18 protein-coding genes are annotated in these 22,790 nt (G+C 58.6%); 3 read left to right on the top strand and 15 right to left on the bottom strand.

Annotated elements, in window-relative coordinates; genetic code table 11:
- Positions 1-43: 43 nt before the first annotated feature.
- Both ABIE13_RS16175 and ABIE13_RS16170 read left to right on the top strand, forming a co-directional pair.
- Complete coding sequence (locus ABIE13_RS16175; RefSeq protein WP_354445250.1) at positions 44-976, top strand: LysR substrate-binding domain-containing protein; 933 nt, start codon at positions 44-46, stop codon at positions 974-976.
- Between the two features lie 106 nt (positions 977-1,082).
- Positions 1,083-2,129, top strand: a complete 1,047-nt coding sequence (locus tag ABIE13_RS16170) for a homocysteine S-methyltransferase family protein (protein ID WP_354445248.1) — start codon at positions 1,083-1,085, stop codon at positions 2,127-2,129.
- 516 nt (positions 2,130-2,645) lie between these two features.
- Here the strand turns inward: ABIE13_RS16170 and ABIE13_RS16165 are convergent.
- From ABIE13_RS16165 to ABIE13_RS16140, 6 genes are all read right to left on the bottom strand, one after another.
- Positions 2,646-3,623: a tripartite tricarboxylate transporter substrate binding protein gene (locus ABIE13_RS16165; RefSeq protein WP_354445246.1), complete on the bottom strand. Its 978-nt coding sequence runs from the start codon at positions 3,621-3,623 to the stop codon at positions 2,646-2,648.
- 122 nt (positions 3,624-3,745) lie between these two features.
- Complete coding sequence (gene metC, locus ABIE13_RS16160; RefSeq protein WP_354445244.1) at positions 3,746-4,984, bottom strand: cystathionine beta-lyase; 1,239 nt, start codon at positions 4,982-4,984, stop codon at positions 3,746-3,748.
- Positions 4,981-6,231 (bottom strand): aminotransferase class I/II-fold pyridoxal phosphate-dependent enzyme, encoded by a 1,251-nt coding sequence (locus ABIE13_RS16155; protein ID WP_354445242.1) that lies wholly within the window; start codon positions 6,229-6,231, stop codon positions 4,981-4,983. The genes metC and ABIE13_RS16155 overlap by 4 nt, the downstream gene beginning before the upstream one ends.
- The gene (locus tag ABIE13_RS16150) at positions 6,228-6,851 is read right to left on the bottom strand and encodes a cysteine dioxygenase family protein (RefSeq protein WP_354445240.1); all 624 of its coding nucleotides are present in this window, start codon (positions 6,849-6,851) and stop codon (positions 6,228-6,230) included. Before ABIE13_RS16150 ends, ABIE13_RS16155 begins: the two co-directional genes overlap by 4 nt.
- A 38-nt stretch (positions 6,852-6,889) precedes the next feature.
- Entirely contained in the window at positions 6,890-7,876 is a 987-nt protein-coding gene (locus tag ABIE13_RS16145; protein ID WP_354445238.1) for a Bug family tripartite tricarboxylate transporter substrate binding protein, read from the bottom strand.
- A gap of 77 nt (positions 7,877-7,953) precedes the next feature.
- Positions 7,954-9,606 carry a rhodanese-like domain-containing protein gene (locus tag ABIE13_RS16140; RefSeq protein ID WP_354445236.1) on the bottom strand — a complete coding sequence of 551 codons (1,653 nt, stop codon included), beginning with the start codon at positions 9,604-9,606 and terminating at the stop codon, positions 7,954-7,956.
- A 97-nt stretch (positions 9,607-9,703) separates the two neighbouring features.
- On the opposite strand from ABIE13_RS16140, the gene ABIE13_RS16135 reads away from it, so the two are divergent.
- Complete coding sequence (locus ABIE13_RS16135; RefSeq protein WP_354445234.1) at positions 9,704-10,630, top strand: LysR family transcriptional regulator; 927 nt, start codon at positions 9,704-9,706, stop codon at positions 10,628-10,630.
- Positions 10,631-10,679: 49 nt separating this feature from the next.
- On the opposite strand, the gene ABIE13_RS16130 is transcribed toward ABIE13_RS16135, so the two are convergent.
- The 9 genes from ABIE13_RS16130 to ABIE13_RS16090 form a co-directional block, all read right to left on the bottom strand.
- A complete protein-coding gene (locus ABIE13_RS16130; protein ID WP_354445232.1) occupies positions 10,680-11,576 on the bottom strand; it encodes a DMT family transporter in 897 nt (298 codons plus the stop codon).
- A gap of 612 nt (positions 11,577-12,188) precedes the next feature.
- Positions 12,189-13,019, bottom strand: coding sequence for a hypothetical protein (locus ABIE13_RS16125; RefSeq protein ID WP_354445230.1), 831 nt, complete (start codon positions 13,017-13,019; stop codon positions 12,189-12,191).
- Between the two features lie 684 nt (positions 13,020-13,703).
- Positions 13,704-14,498, bottom strand: a complete 795-nt coding sequence (locus ABIE13_RS16120) for an ABC transporter ATP-binding protein (protein WP_354445228.1) — start codon at positions 14,496-14,498, stop codon at positions 13,704-13,706.
- A complete protein-coding gene (locus ABIE13_RS16115; protein ID WP_354445226.1) occupies positions 14,488-15,489 on the bottom strand; it encodes an ABC transporter ATP-binding protein in 1,002 nt (333 codons plus the stop codon). The genes ABIE13_RS16120 and ABIE13_RS16115 overlap by 11 nt, the downstream gene beginning before the upstream one ends.
- A gap of 13 nt (positions 15,490-15,502) precedes the next feature.
- The gene (locus tag ABIE13_RS16110; RefSeq protein WP_354445224.1) at positions 15,503-16,342 is read right to left on the bottom strand and encodes an ABC transporter permease; all 840 of its coding nucleotides are present in this window, start codon (positions 16,340-16,342) and stop codon (positions 15,503-15,505) included.
- A gap of 4 nt (positions 16,343-16,346) precedes the next feature.
- Entirely contained in the window at positions 16,347-17,375 is a 1,029-nt protein-coding gene (locus tag ABIE13_RS16105; RefSeq protein ID WP_354445222.1) for an ABC transporter permease, read from the bottom strand.
- A gap of 31 nt (positions 17,376-17,406) precedes the next feature.
- Complete coding sequence (locus ABIE13_RS16100; protein WP_354445220.1) at positions 17,407-19,014, bottom strand: ABC transporter substrate-binding protein; 1,608 nt, start codon at positions 19,012-19,014, stop codon at positions 17,407-17,409.
- Between the two features lie 36 nt (positions 19,015-19,050).
- Positions 19,051-20,631, bottom strand: coding sequence for a hydantoinase B/oxoprolinase family protein (locus ABIE13_RS16095; RefSeq protein WP_354445218.1), 1,581 nt, complete (start codon positions 20,629-20,631; stop codon positions 19,051-19,053).
- The gene (locus ABIE13_RS16090; RefSeq protein ID WP_354445216.1) at positions 20,628-22,661 is read right to left on the bottom strand and encodes a hydantoinase/oxoprolinase family protein; all 2,034 of its coding nucleotides are present in this window, start codon (positions 22,659-22,661) and stop codon (positions 20,628-20,630) included. Before ABIE13_RS16090 ends, ABIE13_RS16095 begins: the two co-directional genes overlap by 4 nt.
- Positions 22,662-22,790: the final 129 nt, after the last annotated feature.

Genomic DNA, 22,790 nt, shown 5'->3' with positions numbered 1-22,790 from the left:
ATGCGCGAAATGCGAATATGCATATGGCTTATACAATACTGATATGACAACGCGCCGCATGTCGCTCAAGCACATCGAAGCTTTTCGGGCCGTCATGCAGACGGGCTCCATGACGGAGGCCGCACGCAGGTTGCACACCTCCCAGCCCCAGGTCAGCAGGCTGGTCTCCCAGCTGGAGGCTATCGTTGGCTTTGCGCTGTTTGATCGCATCGGCACGCGCCTGTTGCCCAGCATTGATGGCAAACGCTTCTTCCAGGATGTAGAAAAAGCCTTTGCTGGTCTTCAAGGGCTGGAATCGGCTGCTTCCAATATCCGCACATTTGGGGGGGATCGTCTGGCCGTGGCGGCCATGCCGCGCATTGCTGGCGGGATCGTGAGCAAAGCGGTCGCGCGCTTCAAGCGCGACTATCCAGACACCCTGGTCACGATTCATTCGGGCGCGGCGTCCACGGTGAACACATGGATCAGTTCGGGCTTGTGCGAACTGGGCCTTGCCGTTCTCTACGATGAGGACCCGCCGGGCATAGATGTCGCTGTGCTGCTCAGCATGGATTGCGTCTGCATACTTCCGAAGCAGCATAGACTGGCCCACAAGAAGCAGATTCACGCAGCGGATCTGGACGGTGAGGCTTTCGTGTCCTTTCCGCTCGGCAGCGGGCCCCGCGAGCGCATAGACCGCATATTGGTGGCCTCCGGGATCAAGCCCAAGACCGCGTTGGAATCTGATCTGGGAGCTTCCGTATGCTCACTGGTTGCTGACGGCATGGGAGTGAGCGTGATCAATCCGCTCGCGGCGCTGGAAGAGCAGCGCTACCTGGATATTGAAGTGCGGCCGTTCAAACCGGCGGTGACGGTGCGCCTTGGCATGATGCAAGCGCCCGGCGCACCGCATTCGCGACTGATGACCGCTTTTACCGAGCATGTGCGCGAAGTCCTGGATTCGCAACTGGCTCACATTGCCCCCTACCGCAGGTAAAGCTGGCGAACCCGAGAAGCCTGGCGCCAGGCTTCGACAGGCTCAGCCCGAACGGTTTTTTTTGTGAGTTTCAATAAGTCATTTCGGGGTTCCTACAATACCCGGTATGAAATCGCCTGCCTATACCCGAGCTGCCGAGCTGCCTGCCATCCTTGAGAAACGCATTGCCATTCTCGATGGCGCCATGGGCACCATGATCCAGCGCTTCAAACTGAATGAAGAACAATACCGGGGCGAGCGTTTCAAAGACTTCCACAAGGACGTCAAAGGCAACAACGAGTTGCTCAGCCTCACAAGGCCCGATGTCATTTCCGATATCCATGAAAAGTACCTCGCGGCCGGTGCAGATCTGATCGAGACCAACACCTTCGGCGCTACTCAAGTCGCCCAGGCCGACTACGATATGCAGGACTTGGCGCGCGAGATGAACCTGGTCTCCGCCCAACTGGCGCGCGCAGCCTGCGACAAATACAGCACGCCGGACCGTCCCCGCTTCGTGGCTGGCGCTTTGGGCCCTACGCCCAAGACCGCCAGCATCAGCCCGGACGTCAATGACCCCGGTGCGCGCAACACCAGTTTCGAAGAGCTTCGTGCGTCTTACTACGAACAGGTAGAAGCCCTGGTGGAAGGCGGCTCGGATGTGCTGCTGGTGGAAACCATCTTCGACACCCTCAACGCCAAGGCTGCGCTCTTCGCCATAGAAGAATTTTTTGACAACACCGGCGAGCGCTTGCCCATCATCATCAGCGGCACAGTGACCGATGCCTCGGGCCGGGTGCTTTCAGGCCAGACGGTGACCGCTTTCTGGCACAGCGTGCGCCATGCGCAGCCTCTCGCCATTGGGCTTAACTGTGCTCTGGGCGCTGCGCTGATGCGTCCCTACATTCAGGAGCTCAATCGCGTGGCGCCTGATACGTTCATCAGTTGCTATCCCAACGCGGGCTTGCCAAATCCTATGAGTGACACCGGGTTTGATGAGACGCCGGAGGTGACCAGCCGGTTGCTGCATGAGTTTGCGGCGGAGGGGTTGGTCAATATCGTGGGTGGATGTTGCGGGACTACGCCGGATCACATTGGGGCTATTGCGAATACGGTGGAGCCGTTGGCGCCTCGGGGGGTGAAGAGGGTGGGGTTTTATAGGGAAGCGGCTTGACGCTTCATTCGCTTCGGGATTAGGTGAGGCCGGGCAACCGGTGATTTAACTCCCTCTTCCTTTGGGAGAGGGTAGGGCGGGGCCGGCCAACCGGTGAGGGCAGGCGGCGATAGTTTTAAGCAGGGGGTTACTTATTACCTTCTGCTTTTTTATTGCGGTCGGAGGCCGGGGAGTGCGCCCGGCAGCGCAGCCACCTTCTTTTGCTCCGCCAAAAGAACCTGGCGCAAGAAAAGGCGGCCCCAAGTCCGTGTCCCTGCGCTTCGCTCCGGGCAACCTGTGGTGCTCAGTCCAGGGGCGGTGCGGCAGAACTCGCTGCTTTCGCTTCACTCAATACGCTCAAACAGCTGCCGCAAGCTAGTTCACGAAGCAAGAGCATCTTGCAGTGCTCTTGCCCGCCCCTGGCCCTGCGCTCCTCGGCACGGCCAAAGGGGTGGGGAACATGGATCGGGCCATTGCTTCGCTCGGCCCTGCACGTTTCAGTCGCAAGCGATGCTTTGTCTGCTTCCGTGTCTGACTTCACCGACTACTCTGCATCGCCGGCGTAGTCCGCACAAACTCCCCCCAGTCCCGAACCCCTTCTTCAATCATTTGCCGCGTCTGTGCCGCATTGCGAAACACGGCGTGATTGCCGTTGGTGGAACTGAACTCACGTACTTTCGGATCCTGTGATGCCTTCTGCGCTGCAGCTTCCAGGCGGGTCACAATGGCCTGCGGGGTGTTGGCGGGCAAAAGCAGGCCGCTCCATGCAGTGAAGCTGGGCCTGGTAATTCCCAGTTCACGGGTGGTGGGTACGTCTGGCAGCTCAGCGAAACGGTTGGCACCGCCTACTGCCAGGGGAACCAATGTGCCGGCTTTGACGTGCTGGGCTGAATTCGGCAAATCGGCGGCGCCCAGCTGAATATGGCCGGCGAGCAAATCAGTCATGAATTGGCCGTTGCCCTTGTAGGGGACGTGAGTGGCTTTGATGCCCAGTGCATCTGTGAGCTGCACCATCACCATATGGGCAATCGAGCCAGCACCTGAGGAACCATAGGTCAGAGGTGTGTTCGATTTCTGCGCCAGGGCCTTGAGTTCCGTTGGATTGCGGACGCCAAGGCGCGAGGGGGCAAAAACCACTACGTCCGCGTCTATCAGCGTGCACACCGGCACCAACTGCTTGAGCGGTGAGAATTTGGGTGCGTCACCAATGGCGTTGCTGACGACGGAGGTGATGTTGCCCATCAGCACCGTGTAGCCGTCTGGCTCCGCTCGAATCACGGCCTCCACACCGATGGCCCCAGTAGCGCCCGCCTTGTTGTCAATGACGACGGGTTGTCCCAGTTCGGCTGACAGCGCGGGGGCCAGCAGGCGGGCGTACGCATCCACGTTGCCACCGGCAGGAAAGGGCACCACCAGTTTGACCGGACGCTCGGGCCAGGCTGCATGGGCCGCGACGGCTCCACAAGCCAGGGCGGCGGTGGCCAGCAGGCCACGCAAGAGGTTGGGCAGTCGCATATCGGTTGTCTCCTTTTTATGAACCCACGCCAATGAAGCGCAGACATCAGCGCCGCTGATTTCCTCGCTTCATTGCACTAACTCCGCTTTAACTTCGAGCCAACGCGCCGCACCAACGTGCTCTAACGCACGCTACACGCATGCTGGATGGCTTGTTGCAGGTCTGCAGTCAGATCGCCCACATCCTCCAGCCCGACATGCAGGCGCACCACACCAGCGCTCGGCGGCAAACCTGCTTGTTCGCGTTGCTTCTGGGCGCGCTGCCACCCCTGATGCGGGGCCAATGCGGCGCTGGTCACGGGCAATGCCAGGCTCTCGTAACCGCCCCACGAAGCGCCAATGGAATGCAGCTGCAATGCGTCTGCAAAGGCGTTGAGCTGCTGGCCTGTGAAGTCCTTGAACTGCACGGAAAGCAAACCGTTGTGGCCGCTGAAATCACGCTTCCATAGAGCATGTCCGGGATCGGATGGAAGGCCGGGGCAATAGACGTTTTCGACTTCGGGTTGTGCAAGCAGCCAGTTCGCCACCTCGAGCACATGGCGGCCATGCTGGGCCATGCGCACGGGCAAAGTGCGCAGCCCCCGGAGCACCAGGGAGGCGTCATCTGCCGAGACCGCATAACCCAGGGCTTCGTAAGTGGCCAGGATTCGCCGCGCCAGCGCGTCATCACGCGCCAGGAGAGCGCCTTGCATCAAGTCCGAATGGCCACCCTGGTACTTGGTCAGCGCGCAGGCCACCAGGTCTGCACCGAGGTCCATCGGTGCTTGCAGATAACCGGCGGCCCAGGTGTTGTCCACCATCAGCAACGCGCCATGCGCGTGGGTAGCGCGGGCAATGGCGGGGATATCCAGTACCTCGAACAGGATGGAGCCTGGGCTCTCCGCATAGACCACGCGCGTATTGGATCGCAAGTGCTCTTCAATGGGTTGGGTCAGGGGATCGAAATAGCTCGATTCAATACCGAATCGTGCAAACAAAGTACTGACGATGCGGTGCGGCACGGGGTCGTACACGCTGTCGGTAATCAGCACATGATCGCCGTGGCCCAGTAATGACAGCATGCCCAGGGTGATGGCTGCGACACCGGAAGGCGCGAGCCAGGCATGGTTGGCACCCTCCAGCGTGCACAAGGCGGCCTCCAGGGCACGGTGCGTATCAGTACCGTGCCGGCCATAGAGTGAGACTTGTTCACCCACTTGGCGGCGTTTCTTGAGCGCGTCCATCTGCGCCACCGTGGCAAATCGGACTGTGCTGGTGCGCACGATAGCCGCATTCACCGGTGCATTGCCATCGCCGTTGAAGCCGGGTTGTCCGGCATGCAGCAGCCGGGTGTGAGGGTGCAAGGGTCGAGAGTCGGTCATGCCGTCGTTCCATTCAATTGTTGAGCCGATTCCAGGCTTTCCACGAATGCCTGCAGGCGGCGGGCGCCTTCCCTGCATTCTTCCAGGTTGGCGACCAAAGCAATCCGGACACGTTGGCGAATGGGCTCGGGAGAGAAGGCGGAACTAAGGTAGGAACCTGGCATGACCAGCACGGACTGCTGCATAAAGAGTTGCTTGGTAAATTCTTCGTCGCTGAGCCCGGTACGGCTCACATCCGCCCATAGAAAAAAGCCAGCATCGGGCGTTGGGATGTCGAGTGAGCGCTGCATGAGCGGAATGACAAACCGGTACTTTTCCCGGTATTTCTCGCGGCTGGCATGCACATGAGTTTCATCGTTCCATGCGGCCACGCTGGCGGCGTCAACCACCTGGTTCATACCGCCCCCGTTGTACGCACGAAGGCGCGCAGCCTTGGCCAGAATGGCGCGGTCTCCAGCCATGAACCCAGAGCGCAATCCTGGCACGTTGGAACGTTTGGACAGACTGGAGAGCACCACCAGGCGGTCGAAGTTTCGGCCCAGCATGGCAGCGGCCTGCAGTGCGCCCAGAGGTGGTTCCTCTCCCGTGTAGATCTCTGAATAGCATTCGTCCACCACGACGGTAAAACCGTGCCGGTCTGACAGCTCGAATACGGTGCGCCAGGCTTGCAGCTGCTGCACGCCGCCCATCGGGTTGTCGGGCGAGCAGACAAACAGCAGTGCCGTGCGTGCCCACACATGCTCAGGCACTGACAGAAATACTTCTCCATGCCGAGATGTCGTGGTGGAGTCATACGCCCAGGATTTCACGCCGTTCAGCACGGTGGCACCTTCGTAGATCGCATAGCCTGGGTTGGGATAGACCACATAGGCGTCCGGTCCGGACGAATCCAGCACCGTGCGCGTCAACGAGAACAAGCCCTCACGCGTGCCATTGACCACCTGGACTTCACACCCGGGGTCTACCGTGGCGGGCGCAAAGCGGCGGCCCAGCCAACCCGAAATGGCCTCGCGCAAGGCTGGTGAGCCCACCACGCTGGGGTACGCACCCAGGCTGCCGGGCGCGCATTGCCCCATGGCCTCAGCCACGGCGGCGGGAGGCGCGTGGCGTGGCTCGCCGACGGAAAAGAAAATCGGCGCCAAGCCTGGCGCGGGTGGAACGTCTGCCATCAAGGCTGTCAGCCTTTGAATGGGGTAGGTCGGCAGCCGCTCCAGCAGACCGCTTGCAGGTGCTTGCGCGGCGGTCATCTGGGCATGAAGAGGGGTTTGTCCAGGAAGTTGCGGTTGTACTTGACCACCGCTCCAGTCTCAAGGTTGTAGCCCACCCTATCGTCCAATACCTCCAGCGCTCGTCCGTACAGATGAAAGTGGCGGGTAGGCTGATCTCCCTGGATGTGAATGCTGTGGATATCGTCCGGCAGAAACTGGATGGAGCGCCCGCGCTCCACCATGAACTCCCCGCGCTTGACCAGTTCCGCCCGCTCGGGCTCACTGGCATCGTCCACCCGCTCGTAGAGGCAGTTGAGTTCTTGCCCTTCCAGTGCCACGATCACGGCCCAGGTGGTGTGATCGTGCGGCGGCGAGCTCATGCCCGGATTGATGGAATTCAGATACAGGGCAAACGTGTCGTCGGGCTGCGAGGCCAGCAGATACCTTGCAATGCCCTTCCCCCCAGCCTGGGCCACAGGAAAATCTTCGGCAGTGAAGTACTGCTGCTGATCTGCCAGGGTCTGCAGCAGCGCAGCCACCTCGGCCAGCAATGGACGAGTCAGCGGACGGTTGGTTACCAGCGAGCGAATGCGGGCCATCGTGTCGTCCACCAGCGCCGCACGGGCCTCAATCAACCTGCGCGAAGGATCAATGCTCATGTGCGAATCTCGGAAAATGGTTGAACACGCTTAAGACTTCAAGACAGGCTGGCCCGTATGCCAGCGCCTCGCGCCACCGTGTCCCAGGTTTTTAGCTCGCTGCGGATCTGCGCCGCCAGTTCCTGCGGCGTTCCGGTGCGCACGGTGACGCCTTGGGCGGCGTATTCGCGTTGCACCTCAGGCAAGGCCATCACGCTGCGAAACGCTGTGTTCAGCCGCGTCACAATGTCAGCGGGCGTTTTCGGTGGTGCCAGAATGAAGCTGTTAGCAGCCGCATTGAACCCGGGCAATGTCTCTGCGATAGTCGGTACGTCTTTCGCGATCTCAGAGCGCGTGGTGGTCGTCACACCCAGCACGCGCAGCTTCTGGGCTTTGGCCAGGGGCAGCACCGGTGGCATGCTGACGAAGCAGATCGGAATCTGGCCGGCGATCAAGTCAGCCAGCGCGGGCGCGCCTCCTTTGTAGGGTACGTGCAGCATGTCTACATGGGCCGCACGCTTGAACATTTCCGCGCTGAGGTGAGCAATGTTGCCCACACCCGGTGAAGCATAGGCGTACTTGGCTGGATTGGCCTTGAGCACGCTGATGAGTTCTGCCACGTTGCGTGCCGGAAAATCAGGATGCACCACCACCGTAAATGGGATCTGGGCGAGTGCACCGACCGCGGTCAAAGTCGTGGGGTCGTAGTTGATCTTGTCGTAGATCGCCGGAGCTGCCAGAACGGCCGACTCTGCCATGTACAGCACGGAGCCGTCGGCAGGCGCATTGACCAAAGCGCTGGCCGCCAGGGTGCCGCCCGCACCAGGACGGTTGTCCACTACCACGGGTTGATCAAGTGCCTGGCTCAGGTGCTGCGTCAGCAAACGCGCCAGCACATCCGCGCCGCCACCTGCGGCGTAGCCCACCATCAGCTTGATGGTGCCTGCGCGCTGTGCCGCAGGCTGAGCAATAGCCGGGGCGCTGATCAGCGCCCCCAAGGCTTGTATCGCGCGACGCCGGTTGGGGCGAAATAGAGAATGTTCCATGTCTCTTTCTTCTGGTTAATGTGTATGAAGCCCCGCGCGGTCTCTGCGTGCGTCTCAAGTCACTGCGGTACCGTGCTCTACTCGAAGTACTCAAACAGGGCGCCGGTTTCCTTTTCCATCTGCTCGACCAGGCCGATTTCCCAACTCAGGTAGGCATTCATGGCTTTCACCATATCCACATGGTCGTAAGGGCTGTACCAGACGTCGTCCGTAGTGGAGGTCATGTGAGTCAGGCCAGGCTCAAGGGTCAATCCGGCGGCAGTCCACGCGGCGTTGCCACCTTGCAATACCGCAACGGGTGCGGACGACACAGCTTGTGCATCGGCTGCGGCAATCTCTGCAAACTTGCCGTCCACGGAGGTCAGGACCAAAAGCTTGTGCGTTGGCAACTGCGACATGGCGCTGGCCAGTCGAGACCGCACCGCAAACCATGCGCCAGGGATGTGCCCATCGCGAAAGCGCAGGCTGCTCGACAGGTCTACGACCACCGCCTCACCTGACTGCACTTTCTTCTGGACTTGCAGCACGCTCAGTTGCTGCACCTGCGTGGCTGCCTCAACGGGCAGTTGGGTCGGCACTTCGGGGCCTTTTTCCAGTGCCAGACCGCACGCACTCAAGCCCCCTTGCAATACGAAGACCTCTTTCCAGCCCAGTTGAATCAACCAGGACGCCGTCATGCGGGCACGCACTCCGTTGTCGTCGCACAGGACGATACGCGCGCCTCGCGTGCCTACGTAATGGTCGGTAGATTGCACCATCTGTCCTCCCGGAGCGCTGCGTGCTCCTGGAATATGGCCAGCTTCATATTCTTCAGGGGTGCGCACGTCAAACATGTAGAGCGAGCGCTGGGTAGCTTGCTGCTGCAATTCGCGCAGTTGGGCCACGTTGATTTCCTTGACGCCAAAGCGGCGTGCCACGCGCTCGGAAGCCTCCATAGCCAGGCGCACGCCTTCGGGCGTGGGTGGCGGCGCCACAGCGCGGCTGCCGCGGGCCATGGTCTCGCCGCTCAGATGCCAGCCCTGCGTGCCATTGCGAACGCATACCACCGGGTTGCGCAGACCTGCGTTGATCAGCGACTGCGCGCCAATGATCCCTCTGGTGCGTCCGGCGCAATTCACCACCACGGTCGTGGTTTCACGCTCCACCAGATCGAATACGCGGTGGACCAGCTCTGCTCCCGGGCAGTTGATGCCTCCCGGCAGGCTGTAGTTGTGGAATTCGCTATAGGGTCGACTGTCCAGAATCACCATGTCGCGACCTTCGCTGATCCAGGTTTTAAGCTCCTGGGCATCGATGGACGGTGTGCCATAACTGTGTTCGACGAACTCGCCAAAGGCCTTGCTGGGCACGTAGATGCCAGAAAATACCTGCAAGCCAGCGTTCTTCCAGCCCTGGAGCCCGCCTTCCAAGATGGAAACCTGGGTATAGCCCCACCGGGCCATCCGCTCGGCAGCCCGCTCTGATAGACCTTCGCCCTCCGCGTCGAGAAGCACGACGCGGGTGTCGCGACGTGGCACCAGGTCGGCCAGACGAGTCTCCAGGTGGCTGAGCGGCGCCGACACAATCAGCAGCGGATGAGCGTCGTGAAAAGCACCTTCTTCACGCACATCCAGAAAGGCCAGCTCCTGCCCGTCAGAGAGCATGGCCTGCACTTGTCGGGCATCGACTTTGGGCCAGGTGGAGGAGGTGGATGCGGAGCGCGCTGGAGCGTTGACGGAGGGTGCGGACATAGCGGACAGCCGGAATGAAGTGAGTTCAAGCTTGATTCTGGCGCTGTGCATTAAATAAGTAAAATTTAAAAATATTAATATTTAATTTCAAAAAAGTATGAATGTCTCGCTGCGCCAGCTTCGTGCTTTTGTGCTGGGTATTGAGTGCACGTCCTTTTCGGCCGCAGCGGCGCGTATGGGCATGACCCAGCCTGGCTATTCGCTATTGATCAGGCAACTTGAAAGTGAGTTGGGTCTGAGGCTGTTCCAGCGCACCACCAGGCATGTGGAGCCCACGCAGGCCGGCCTGGATCTTCTGGCCTATGCTCGGCGTACCCTGCAGGCCATGGATGAAACCTGTCGCGTCGCTGAAGACGCCAGAGAGTTGCGTATGGGTATCTTGCGCCTGGCTGTCGTGCCCTCTGTGGCATGTGGGCTCCTGCCCGCCATCTTGCAGCGCTTCCATGGTCTGCACACGGGAATTAGGTTGGAGCTTCGAGAGGAGCAGGCCATGAACTTCGCAGAGATGGTCCGCTCCGGTCGCTCGGAAATTGGGTTGGGGCTTGTACTTCAAACAGATGATGCCTTGCAGTTCGAGCCCCTGCTGCGTGACCACCTCGTCGCCCTTTTGCCGCTGGATCATCCTCTGACCGATCGTTCCAGCATCACGTGGCGGTCGCTTGTGGGGCATGACTACATATCAGTGACCACACAGTCCAGTGTGCGTGTGCGTGCTGACCAGGCTGCCGCAGAGGCCGGCCAGGATCTCAGGCCGTCTTATGAGGTTGATTCGCTCACCACGGCTGTGGCCCTGGTGCGCGCAGGACTAGGCTATGCCGTGATTCCCAGCCTGGCGGTGGAAAGCTTGAATGTGGGCAAGGTGCTGGTCAGGCCGATAGAAAAACCCAGAGCATGGCGCAGCATAGGATTGCTATCGCGCCAAAGCTTTGTCTTGAGTCCCGTGGCGCAGGCCTTCGCGGCTATGGCCAGAGAAATCACGACCGATTGGCATGGCAGCAACGCAGCCACTGTGAGTGAGCCTTGAGCAGGGGCGATAAGCCCTGCAATCGGGATCGCGCAGCGTTGGGAGTTGTCTAAGGGTTAGCCGGCTTGGCGTCCCATTTCAGTAGCACAGCAGCAATGGCCACCACCACACAGACCATGGCCGCCAGGTCTTGCCAGCGCGGCCATTCACCCACGATCAACGGGGCACTCAGAATGCCAATGAGCGGTGTCGCCATGATGCTCATGGCGCTCGTGGACGGTGGCAGTGCGCGCGCCAGGCGAAACCACACCACCTGTGACGCACCGTAGTTGATCGCTATTGCCCAGATCAGGCTGATCCACATCGGTATGCTGAAGTTCCACTTCTGGGTTGGCTCCAAAGTCCAGGCCATGACGGCCAGAACGACGGATGAGAGCACCATCATCCACACCACCAGCGCTTCAGGTGGCAGCGTCAGCTTGGCGCGCCGCATCCATATGGTTCCAAGCGCCCAGCAAAACGCAGCGCCTTGCATCCACAAGATTCCGGCGGGGCTGCCGCCCAGTTGCACAAACTCATCACCCAGCAACAGTGCTATGCCTGTAATCACAGCTGCCACGGCCAACCCCAGTCTTTTGCTAAGCGGCTCACGGTAGAAAAGAACCATGAGCAGCACGGTCCAGACCGGCATGGTGAACCCCAGAATCGCCGCCCTCCCTGCGGGCAACTGCGTGAGCGCAATGATGGAAAGCCCATGCCAGCCCAGCACGTTGGGCAGTCCCAGCACCACCACGTGCCGCCACTCACTCGCGCCACGCGGCAGCATGCGCAGGCCCTGGGCGCGAAAGAACAGCCACAGTCCCAGCGCACCCAGGGACATGGTGATGGCGCGAAAGTGGAGCGGTCCAATTTCGCGCAGCGAGAATTTCATCACAGGCCAGTTCAGGCCCCACATGAACGTGAGCGCGACCAACCCGACTAGTTGGCGGCGAGAGAGAGCAGTCATGCGGGGATTGTGCTTGAGCTGCAAACGCCAAGCTTTCCACGCTTTTCAGGTCATGCGCTGGGGTCAGGTATCTACTCCTGCACAACAAGTCTCGAACTACGGCATGAAGCTCATCACCAAGGCTACAACCCAAATGGCGTCCAAAACCAAGGCGATGGCATGGTGCCGCCGTTTATGGAGTTCGTAGGCGCCCACGGTGCTTACAAGGGTGATAAGGAAGAGCATGGTTGTGCGAGTGCGCTTGGCGTGCGATCAGAGGGTACCTCATCGCATTCACACTGTGCAAGGGGGGAGGCCGTGCTGCCTAAGGCGCTACAGAAATCACCAAGGTGATCAGGGCGATCGCCTCAAGAAACCAGGCGGCGGAGTCTTGTTCCTTCTTATGAAGCGCGTATGAGGCTGCGCCACTGAGAAGGCTTAGTAGAAGGTACATGGTTGCTCTAGGCTGAGAAGACGCTGGCGGCCACTCTTTGATCCTGTGGCTTCGTGAGTGCCATAGCGGCGAGCCCGTCAGTTTTGCGGGGCGCACGTAAAAAGACCGAGCCCAGGGAAAGGCATGCCGATGCAATCAAGTGCGCCGCGCCCTGCCATTGCCCGGGGCCGTGGTCAGGCTTACTTCGTCTTGGTGGCGGTAAAGCTGAGACCTTGATCTTTGGACTCATTCATGGTTTGAATACGCACTTGACCGCCGTCGGCGTCATAGGACGCGATACCTTTGAGGTTCGCGCCGTCTGCCAGCGAGCAAGCGCTTCCCTTGAGGACCAGTGCAACGTCGAGTACGTTCTTGCCCGTCGCGCGCGGCGAAATGGTGCCAGACGCCGAGCAATTGCGTTCTGACGTCAGGTTGATCTCGCCCTTGTCGGAAATCTCGACGGTTGATTCATCATCTGAAAATGTGAAGCTTGTTCTGATGCCGTCCGTGCTTTTGCTGGAATCTGCAGTTTCCACGCCACTGTCAGCAGGCGAGGACTTGTACGTGTAGCTGTGCGCGACGCCTGCGTACTGTCCCGCCAGAGCCTCGACCTGCGCTGGCTCGTCATAGGTCACGTCGTAGGTCATGTCATGCGTGATTCGTTCGCCCGACTTGAGTTGCAAGCTGACTTGCGGTGTGACCGCCCCAGTAAAACTCACTTCGTTGATGTACCGTGAGACAAAGTTGACATCCATCAGTTTGAAGGTCAATGCTTGGCCTTCGATGGAGGCACTTCCATGGACTTGCCCGATTTCTTCTTCGCGTGAGTAGCTGCTCCAGACTTCACCGTTCTCAAGCACGGTCATCACCCTGGCCACGCCGTCACTTCCTCTCATGCTCCAGCGTCCCTCAGGGCTGGCGCTCGCAGCGGCGGGAGGAGCTTCAGGTGTTTTAGGGCCATCATCGCCACCGCCACCGCAGGCGGTCATGAGAACGGAGATCAGGGAAAGGGCAGCAAGTTTGAATTTCATGATTCTGACTAGTTTGGTTTTTTGAATGCGTTGTCGCTAATGCGCTGAACACGGAGATGAGTAACTAAAGAACTCATTTCGTTCCAATTTTTTTATCTTCATCTCCGCTGCTCAACCGGTAGGGTTTGTGCGTGAGGAACCGTCCTGAAAACGCTGACAGTTCCGTGGCGCGACAAAGCCTTCGCTTGGTCCCGACAGTGTCAGGATCAGTGCAACAAAGGGCGTGGACTAGGGGTGGAGCCATCTGGCAACAGATGCCGAGATGTCGCTCGCCTTGGAAATCAGTCGCTCTGCACCGCGCGTTGTGTAGAACGCAGGGGTCCAGAAGATAGGTCATTAGAACTCTTCACGAGAATTCTGTATTGTAGTGTGAAAGTACTACTTATATCGGCTGGCCGAACTTGCCAGCCTGCCCAGAGCCTTGACCGGAACACTAGCGGCAGCGTGATCGCCAACTGCCAAGCCATTGTGTTGAGGGTAGTGGCTGCCCCGCCGGCCTGAGGGCAGCACACCGGCTTGATATCCATTTTCATGGAGGTATGCGAAGCCGTTCGCGCTGAGAATGATCGATCCTGTGCCAGCAAATATCCACACACCAGAATCGCGCCTTCGTTCCGTACGGATCGAGCCCAAAGATTTGGCGGCATCGCGCTCGCTACACCTAGCTATAGAGGGCGGCTCTTGTCACCAACGCTGACTGGGCATATGGGGCAAAGCTGCCAAGAGAGTTTTGGTGTAGTCGTTGCTCGGGTCATGGAACACCTGCTGGGTGTCGCCTTGCTCCACGGCCTGCCCCTGGTACATGACGATGATCTCGTCTGCGAGAAGGCGCACGAGATTGAGGTCGTGGCTTACAAAAATGTAGGTTAAATCGAGCTCGTCACGCAACGCCATCAAGGTCCGTACGACGTGAGCTTGTAGAGAGGCATCTAACGCGGACGTCGGCTCGTCGAGGATGACGAGCTTGGGGGTGAGGACGATTGCACGTGCGATATCCACTCTGGCGCGTTGTCCGCCGGACAATTCATGCGGAAAACGGTCAAGTAGTTCAGTAGGCAAGCCCGTACGCGTGGCGGCTTGCTCAACGAGTTCATCCACTCGAGCTTTCTCCGCTTCAGTTCCCAATCGCAAAACCGGATCTGCGATAGCGCGCCGAGCGCGAAATCGCGGGTTGAGTGAAGCCAAGGGATCCTGAAACACCATCTGAATGTCCCGTCGAGCGGGATGGCGGGAAAAAGTGGAACCCACCAGGGGACTGATGTTGATGCGGTCCAGTAGCACCTCCCCGGAGCTTTGCGGTATCAAGCGGGCGATCATGCGCACCAGCGTCGATTTGCCAGAACCAGACTCGCCCACCAATCCGATGACCTTACCCTTGGCCGCGCTGAAGGTGACGTTCTGTACCGCCTTAAGTATTTGACCTCGGCCTAAGTCGAAATTCTTCGACAGACTGATGACCTCAAGGAAATCATGAGACATGGGGATGGTGGCAGCTGACATGGTGAAAGGGTGCAACCGTTTGGCGTGGCGCATCGACACGCAGGCAGATGTCTTCTGCTCGCGAACAGCGCTCGGCGAACCGGCAGGCGGGGAGATCATTGCGACGCAGATCCGGTAAGCCACCTCGCATGGGCTGCAGCTCGTGATGACTGCTTTTGCCTGAAGGCATAGCGGCCACAAGCATGCGGGTATAGGGATGGGCAGGGTTGCTGAGCACCTCTTCGGAACTTCCGACCTCAAGGACCTGACCAGCATGCATGACGACCGCTCGGTCACAGTGCTCGGCAGCCAATGCAAGATCGTGCGTAATAAAAAGGCACGCCAGATGACGTTGTCGGCACGCTTCGATCAGCAAGTTCATGACCTTCACTTGGGTGGTGACATCCAATGCAGACGTGGGTTCGTCGGCGATGATGAGCTCTGGTTCGCACACCAGTGCCGCTACGATCATGATGCGTTGACACATTCCACCAGAGAGCTCGGCTGGATAGGCGGCCATGCGTTCCTCAGCGTGAGCAATGCCAAGCTGTACCATGACTTCCAACACTTTTTTGCGTGCTTGAGCGCGAGTCGTGCGATGGGGCGCGTGAGTGACCAGAATGTCTACCAGCGTATCGCCGACACGCCGGATAGGGTTCAGGGCAGCTTTCGCGTTCTGGAAGATCATGGCGACGCGCCGTCCGCGATAGTGGCGCAACACACTTGGCGGCATCCCCAGAATGTCTTGGCCAGCCAAGCTCATGTGCTCGGCGGAGATCTCGGCGTTTGTGCCAAGCAGTCGCATGACCGCCATGCCGGTGATGGACTTACCGGAACCAGACTCACCGATCAGGGCCACGCACTCACCACGTTTCACTTGCAAGCTTACCTTGTCCAGTGCATGAACGCGTCCAGCCCTCGTGATGAAACTCAAGCTAAGCTTCTGGATATCGAGCACCGATTTATCGATGCGATCTCGGTCTTCACTCATACAGTCCACCACTTTAGCTGCGCCGCCGCGGATCGATGATGTCGCGCAGGCCATCCCCTAATAGGGAGAAACAAAACACTGCGAGCACCAAAGCGCCTCCAGGGAAGACCACCGTCCACCACTGGCCAGCGATCATCAAGGCGGCTCCTTCCTGGATCATCACGCCCCATTCAGGAGTAGGAGGTCCGACGCCCAACCCGATGAAGGCGAGACTTGCCGTATTCAGAATGGCCCAACCGAGGTTGAGTGAGATCTGTACGACCACGGGCGGCAGAGAATTAGGCAAAATAAAACCAAGGATGACACGCGAGCCTGAGTTGCCGTTGATCAATGCTGCTTCAACATATCCGATAGTACGCAGAGACATGGATTGCGCACGGGCGAGCCGAAAATAGAATGGAAAATTGATGATGGCCGTGGCGAGCACCACCGATTGAACCGAGTTTCCGAATACAGCCACAAGCGCCATCGCCGCAACGAACAGAGGGAATGCCAACAGTACGTCGACAACTCGCGACAGCACTGAATCGAGGATGCCACCCAGGTACCCGCTGAACGCACCCACGCAGACACCTGTCACCGCCGAAACCATCACGGCCGAAATAGCAATTGCAAAGTCGAGCCTGCTCGCCACGATGACACGAGAAAAAATGTCGCGTCCAAGTTGGTCGGTACCAAACCAATGTGCGGCAGACGGAGCCTGCAGCACATTCGCCATGTTCGTTGCAAGTGGGTCGTAAGGTACCAGAGCCGGACCGACAGCTGCCGCAAGCAGAAGTACGCCCAAGAGAACGAAGGCAAATGTCGTCGTGACATTCCTCCGGAGAAAGTACAACAACGCGTGGCGAGTCATGGCGCTACCCCTTGAGTTGGTATCTGGGGTCAATGAGTGACGACACAATGTCAATCACCAGCGTAAGCAGCACAAACATGACGGCGACAATCAAGACAAACGCCTGCACCGGCGCATAGTCAAGACCCACCAGTGCGTTGACGCCATAGGCACCAATCCCCGGCCAGCCAAAAAGTTTTTCAATCATGACATTGGCACCCAACATGGTTGAAATAACCATGGCCATCGTCGCCAGGACGGGCAGCATGGCGTTGGGCAACGCATATTGCAGGGTGACGCGCCATGGTGCCAAGCCGTACGCACGAGCCGCGCGCACATAGTCGCTGTCGAGCGCGTCGATCATTCCCCCTCGCATCATGCGCATGAGCGGCGCTATTGCAAAAATGGCCATTGACGCTGCAGGCAACAACATTTTTGCCACGGCCTCACGCATCAAAACGAAATCGCCAGCCATCAGGGCGTCCACAAGATAAAAGCCAGTGACTCTCTCAGGAGGGAACGACCAGCTTGACAATCGTCCGACCGGATCAGGGGATACGCCTAGCAAAAAATAGAATACGAAAATAAGGATGAGTCCAAAGAAAAAGCCAGGCATTGCAGCGGAAACTGACGTAATGGCTCGTATGGCCTGATCAAGCACGCTGTCTCGATAAAGCGCAGCCAAAATTCCCAATGGCAAAGCAATGATCACTGACAGGGTGAACGCGAAGGCAGCCAATTCAAGGGTCGCCGGCAGGCGCTCCGAGAAGTCGTGAAGCACGGTGTGGCCCGTGCTCATGGAGCGGCCAAGATCCAATCGTGCGAGATGCTGGAGGTAAATCCAGAACTGTTCGATCAACGATTTATCCAGTCCCAATGCGGTGCGCACGGCTGCAATTTCGTCTGGGCCCGCATTCGGCCCAGAGGCGTACATCGCAGCTGGATCCCCCGGCAAAATGTGAATCAAAACGAAAGTGACCACCACGACGCCAAAGAGAATGGGTAGGGCCGTGGTGATACGGCGCCCGATCAGTACAAGAGTCTTGCTTGACATGCAGGAAATTGAGTCGGTTAGTTGCTGCCTGTCAGGCTCTGCTGAGGTGTCGCAGCTCAAGCTGTCCGTGGAACATATAGGTATAGCCGCGCAAACTGGGCGAGACAATGGTGTCCTGGAAAGCGGACCACATCAGAATCAACGGGACCTCGTCACGCGCGATTTCGATCATTCGCTTGACTTTGGTGTTGTAGACCGAACCGTTGGTCTCATACCGAGTCTCGCTCGTCAGCCGGTTCATTTCCTCGTTCTTGAAATTCCCGTAGTTCCAGCGCGTGGGCGAAGAATAATAGACTCGAAAGTAATAGTCCGGGTTGCGCAACCAGGCCGTTCCTGTTGCCATATTGATTGGAATTCTGTGCTCCGCCTGAGCCGTTGCCATTTGTCCAGAAGGCAACGTCTCAATCTTCAATTTGACGCCAATCTTTCCCAAGGACTCTTGTAACAATATGGCGGTGGGTTCGGCGATTTTGGCGAGCGAGCTATCAATCACGAAGGTCGTCGAAAATCCACTGGCCATGCCCGCCTCGGCTAGCAGCGCGCGCGCTTTCTCCAGGTTGTATGTGTAAGGCAGAGCTTGTGGAAACACGAGCTGAGCCGCGTCGGTTTTCCCGCCAAACATTGGCGCCCCGCGACGGTAGAACACCTTATCGAAGATCTCTTGATAGGGAACAGCATGGGCAATCGCCTGACGTACCTTCTTGTTATCAAACGGTGCCATTTGCGTGTTGAGGGCGATGAAGGTCGCAGCACCGGGATTAGGAATTCCAAGCAAGCGGATCTTCTCGCGGCCCTTGAGGTCTTCAATGTCGCGCCCACTCAAACCGCGAATGATGTCAGCTTCACCCCGTTCAGCTGCGGCGCGGCGCGATGCTGCTACAGGAACCACTTGCGCTGCCACCCTGGCATAACCGGGCTTTGCTCCGTTGGTCCAACCCTCATTGCGCTCGAGCATGAAGCCTTGATCGGATGCGAATCGCACAAGCTTGAATGGCCCGCCGCCGGCAGCGTTGGTTTTCAACCAGTTTTCAGCCCAGGGATCGCTGGCAGTGGCATTAGCTTTGCAGACCTTGGAGTTCAGAATGGCAGGAAACAGGACACAGAGGTTAGGCAAGGTGAATCGGTCTGCCTGCGGCACAGTCACGCGCAGGGTCATGTCGTCGATCACCTCAAATTGTGAAGGGTCGGTCAGCGATCCGGTGGCCATTTGTGCTTTACCGGTGGTGACTGAAATCACGCGGTCCAGCGACCATTTCGCGTCGTGTGCTGTGACTGGGGTGCCGTCGTGAAACTTGGCTCCGCGACGCATGTGAAAGGTGAACTGACGCCCGTCCGGTGCAACTTCATACCGTTCTGCAGCCTGACCCACAATCTTGTCATAGTCATAAATCATGGCGCCAGGCACGCCTTCAACTGGCTTGGTTCCGTATGTCACCAACCGGTCGTATAAATTCCAAGTGAGGTTAATGGACGACTGGTTGTAGCCAGTGCCAGCCGGATCCAGCGTATTGGCGCCATCTTCCAGCAACACGCGCAAGACGGAAGGCGTCGCCGTTTGGGCGCTCGCATTAGACAACCAAAGCCCGGTCAAGGCTGCACCGGCTTGTGCGCCCAATTGCAGAAATTCGCGTTTTTTCACAATTTTCCCTTCACTTGTTGATGCTCGATGTCGATGCTATGCAGTAGCCTGCCCGTAACCACCGCCTCCACAGGTCTCGACTTTCACAAGATCCCCACGATTGACGATGACATTCTGTTTGCCGCGTAGAGGCTCAATCGATCCGTTCGCTCGCTCAAGCGTGACTCGGAATGTTGCCCCTGGCTCACCTCCTTGCAAGCCGTAGGGCGGTATGACGGCTCGCTCATACATGGTGGTCAGCGACACCTGGTCCTGCAACATGCGATAGTGCCGCAGCAACCCATCCCCACCGCGAAATTGGCCTCGGCCTCCTGAGCCGCGCCGGATGCCCTGGACTTCGATCAGAAATGGATATTCGCTTTCGACGACCTCGGCTGGGGTATTCATGACGTTCGCGAGATGACAGCGAATGGCGGACATGCCATCGCGGTCAGCCCGCGCACCTTCTCCACCTCCGTGCACTTCGTAGAATGTCGCCCATGACCCGTCAGCCTTTTTTGCGCTGAATATCAGAAGGCCAGCCGTCGTAGGTCCACCTGCTGTGAGCAGCGGCGCAGCAATGGGCTCGAAGGCACGGAACACAGCATCACAAACACGTTGGCTCGTTTCATGGTTGCCGCCCACCACCGGAAGCATCTGCTCGGGCTGAAACAATGAGCCCGGGCGGGTAATGACTTGAATAGGGCGATAGCAGCCAGCTGATGGTTGAATATCCGCGCCGAAGAGGGATTTCATGACATAGAAAACACCCGCGCTAGCAATCACGGGGGTCGTGTTGAGAGGCCCGGGAACCGCGTCGCCAGACTCCGAAAAGTCGAATATGGCGGTTTCGTCTTCGATAGTGATTGACACGCGCACGGGTACGGGATCACCTGCGTGCCCATCGTCGTCAAGATAGTCCTCGCCTTGGTACACCCCGTTGGGCACTGCGCGTATGGCGTCTCGCATTTGGCGTTCGGCACGATCGTGGATGGCGTTGAACGATGCTTTCAGAAACGGTGTCCCGTGGGCTTTGACCAACTCGCCCAGCCTTCGAGCCGCGACCGTCGTTGCAGAGATCTGTGCAAGTACGTCACCTCTGCGCTCTTCGGCGCCGCGCACGTTACTCATGATGAAAAGCATTTTTTCTTCGTCTATGGCGTCACCAGACACCAGACGAACAGGGGGGATGCGCAGGCCTTCCTGCCAGCTATCAGTTGCAGCCGCGTAGTAGCTGCCAGGGGCGGCTCCACCGATGTCCGCCCAGTGAGCCAGCGAGACCGCGAACGCATACAGTTCTGTGTCGTCGAACACCGGGCGAATAAGTTTGACGTCCGGAAGATGATTGCCGCCGATTTCCGGCAGGTTAAGAATCCACACATCTCCGGGCCGCAGTGCATCTAGCCCGACGTGCTTCAGGAACTCTTTGACAGTGAAAGACAAGACCCCCAAATGGACGGGAACGTCCTTGCCCTGAGCAACGAGGTAGCCGTGCGAATCGGTTAGAGCAGAGGAATGGTCCCCTGCCTCGCGAAGCAGCGGCGAACGCGCTGCGCGCATCACGACACTCGACATTTCTTCAGCGATAGCCGTCAGGCCGTTTCGGATAACTTCAAGAGATACAGGATCGATTTTCATTGCGCCAAATCCACTTCAATATGCAGGTTCCCATGCTGGTCGGCCCACAAGCTGTCTTGTGGCGGCACGATCACTGTCGACCACTCATCTTCAATGACCAAGGGTCCTTGCAATCGCTCGTTCGTTCGTAACTCGGATCGATTCAGCACAGGTGTGTCCGCCTGGGTGCCGTTCTCGAATATCACGCGGCGAAACGTCGCTGCGTCAGCATCTGCTCGGGACGGATGTTGTGTAGAGGCATGCAAGTTGCGTGCCGGAGCCGAAACTTCCGTGCGCACAGTGACAAGCTCCCAAGGCTCTTCGGTCGAATAGCCATAGAACTGCTCGTGGGCCTGAGTGAACTGCCGACCAAGGGCCGTGGCATCGTCCAGCGCGGCGTCAAGTATGGATATTTCGGAGGACTGGCCTGAATACCTGATCCCGGCAGTGCGCGAGATGAGCAGGTCTGCACGTGGATAGCCCGCCTTCACAAGCGGCTGGGCTAGCGCTTCGGCCTCTGCAGCGAGCACGGTGGACAGTCGATCGCCATCCCATTCGGCGGAGCGCATGTCCACTGTGAATTGACGTGAGAAATTCATCGTGGCATCTACACATCCCAATGCGGAGAAGCCAGACGAGAACATGGGGACGACTATTTTCCGAATGCCGCACAATCGCGCCACTTCCGCGGCGTGCATGGGGCCGGCGCCTCCAAATGCAACCAAATCAAAGTCTCGAATGTCGACGCCGCGCTCGACCGTGGCTCGGCGCAGACAACGAGCCATGGTCGAATGCACGACACGGGCGATGCCCAGGGCGGCGTTGACGGTGCTGAAGTCCAATGCGCTTGCGAGTTCGGCGATGGCTTGCTCTGCTTTGGCTGGTGCAATGCGGACGGAGCCGCCCAGCGTGCGAGTGGGGCTCAGATAGCCTAACAACACATCGCTGTCCGCCACAGTGGGCAGGAGGCCACCTTTTCCATAGCAAGCTGGCCCAGGCGATGACCCTGCTGATTGAGGTCCAACTTCGAGCGCTCCGGAGACCAAGCGCGCGATGGAGCCGCCACCAGCACCGATGGAGTCGACTGCCACCATGGGGAGTCGAATTTTTTGTCCTCCCAGCTCCCGGTTCGCGGCGATATCAGCCCGGCCGTCAACGATGAGGCAAACATCAGTTGTCGTGCCACCCATGTCAAACGTGAGGGCGTTGCGGATACCCAAATTACGCGCTACCTGGCAAGTGGCTGCTACTCCTGCGGCTGGCCCCGACATGGCCAACATTAACGGCCTCTCGCTAATGAGGTCGGGCGTTGCCATGCCTGAGGCCGAGTGCATCAAGAAGATGCGGCTCTCTGCAGGTTTTCGTTCATCGATCTTGCCAAGATGACTTTTGATCTTTGCCAACATCATCGCGTTGAGGACCGTCGTCGACATCCGCTCGAACTCCCTTATTTCTGGCGAGATCTCATGGCTTAGCGATACATATGGGAAGGCAGTTCGCAACTTGGCGCCTAGAGCGATCTCGTGAACTGGGTTGCGAAACGCATGGATGAGGCACACGGCAACCGTATCGACACCGCTGGCCTTGAGTTCGGCAACGACGTGCTCGATCTGCGCATCGGTGAGGTGGGTTTGAACGGATGCATCGGAGAGCACTCGTTCATCGACCTCAAAGCGCAACTCGCGCGGCACCAGGGGGCGCGCTTTGGGCTCGAGGTCTAGACGGTAGAGGTGGCGCCGCGAGAGTCGGCCAACTTCAATAGTGTCTCCGTAGCCTTTGGTCGTGACGATCGCGCAGGGTCGGAATTTGTTCTCGACGATGTCGTTGGTGACGATGGTCGTTCCATGCACGATTTCCTGCACCTGTTCCCAATCGAGCCCGACGGCAGCGATGGACTCAGTGATGGCTTCGATCGGCAGGTTTGGCTTTGACGGTACTTTTGCCGAACGGTGCTGCGTTCCTTCGGGCGACACGGCGACCACGTCTGTGAAGGTTCCGCCGATGTCAATGCCAAGGCGCCAACCGGTTTGCGATTGCAAAGGTGCATTCATAGTAACGTACGTTTTCCGAAAAACGGAATAAGATTTCGTAAGTGATGTGATGGTTTCCTAATAATGAACTAAACTATGATTTTTCGCAACTCGGAAGTTGTCTGGGACCGAAAAAATCGGTTTTTCAAG

It is taken from the genome of Ottowia thiooxydans, assembly GCF_040548795.1.
Classification (GTDB): Bacteria; Pseudomonadota; Gammaproteobacteria; order Burkholderiales; family Burkholderiaceae_C; genus Ottowia; species Ottowia thiooxydans_A.
Note: the sequence above shows the minus strand (reverse complement) of the source record. Positions and strands in the feature narration are given on the sequence as shown.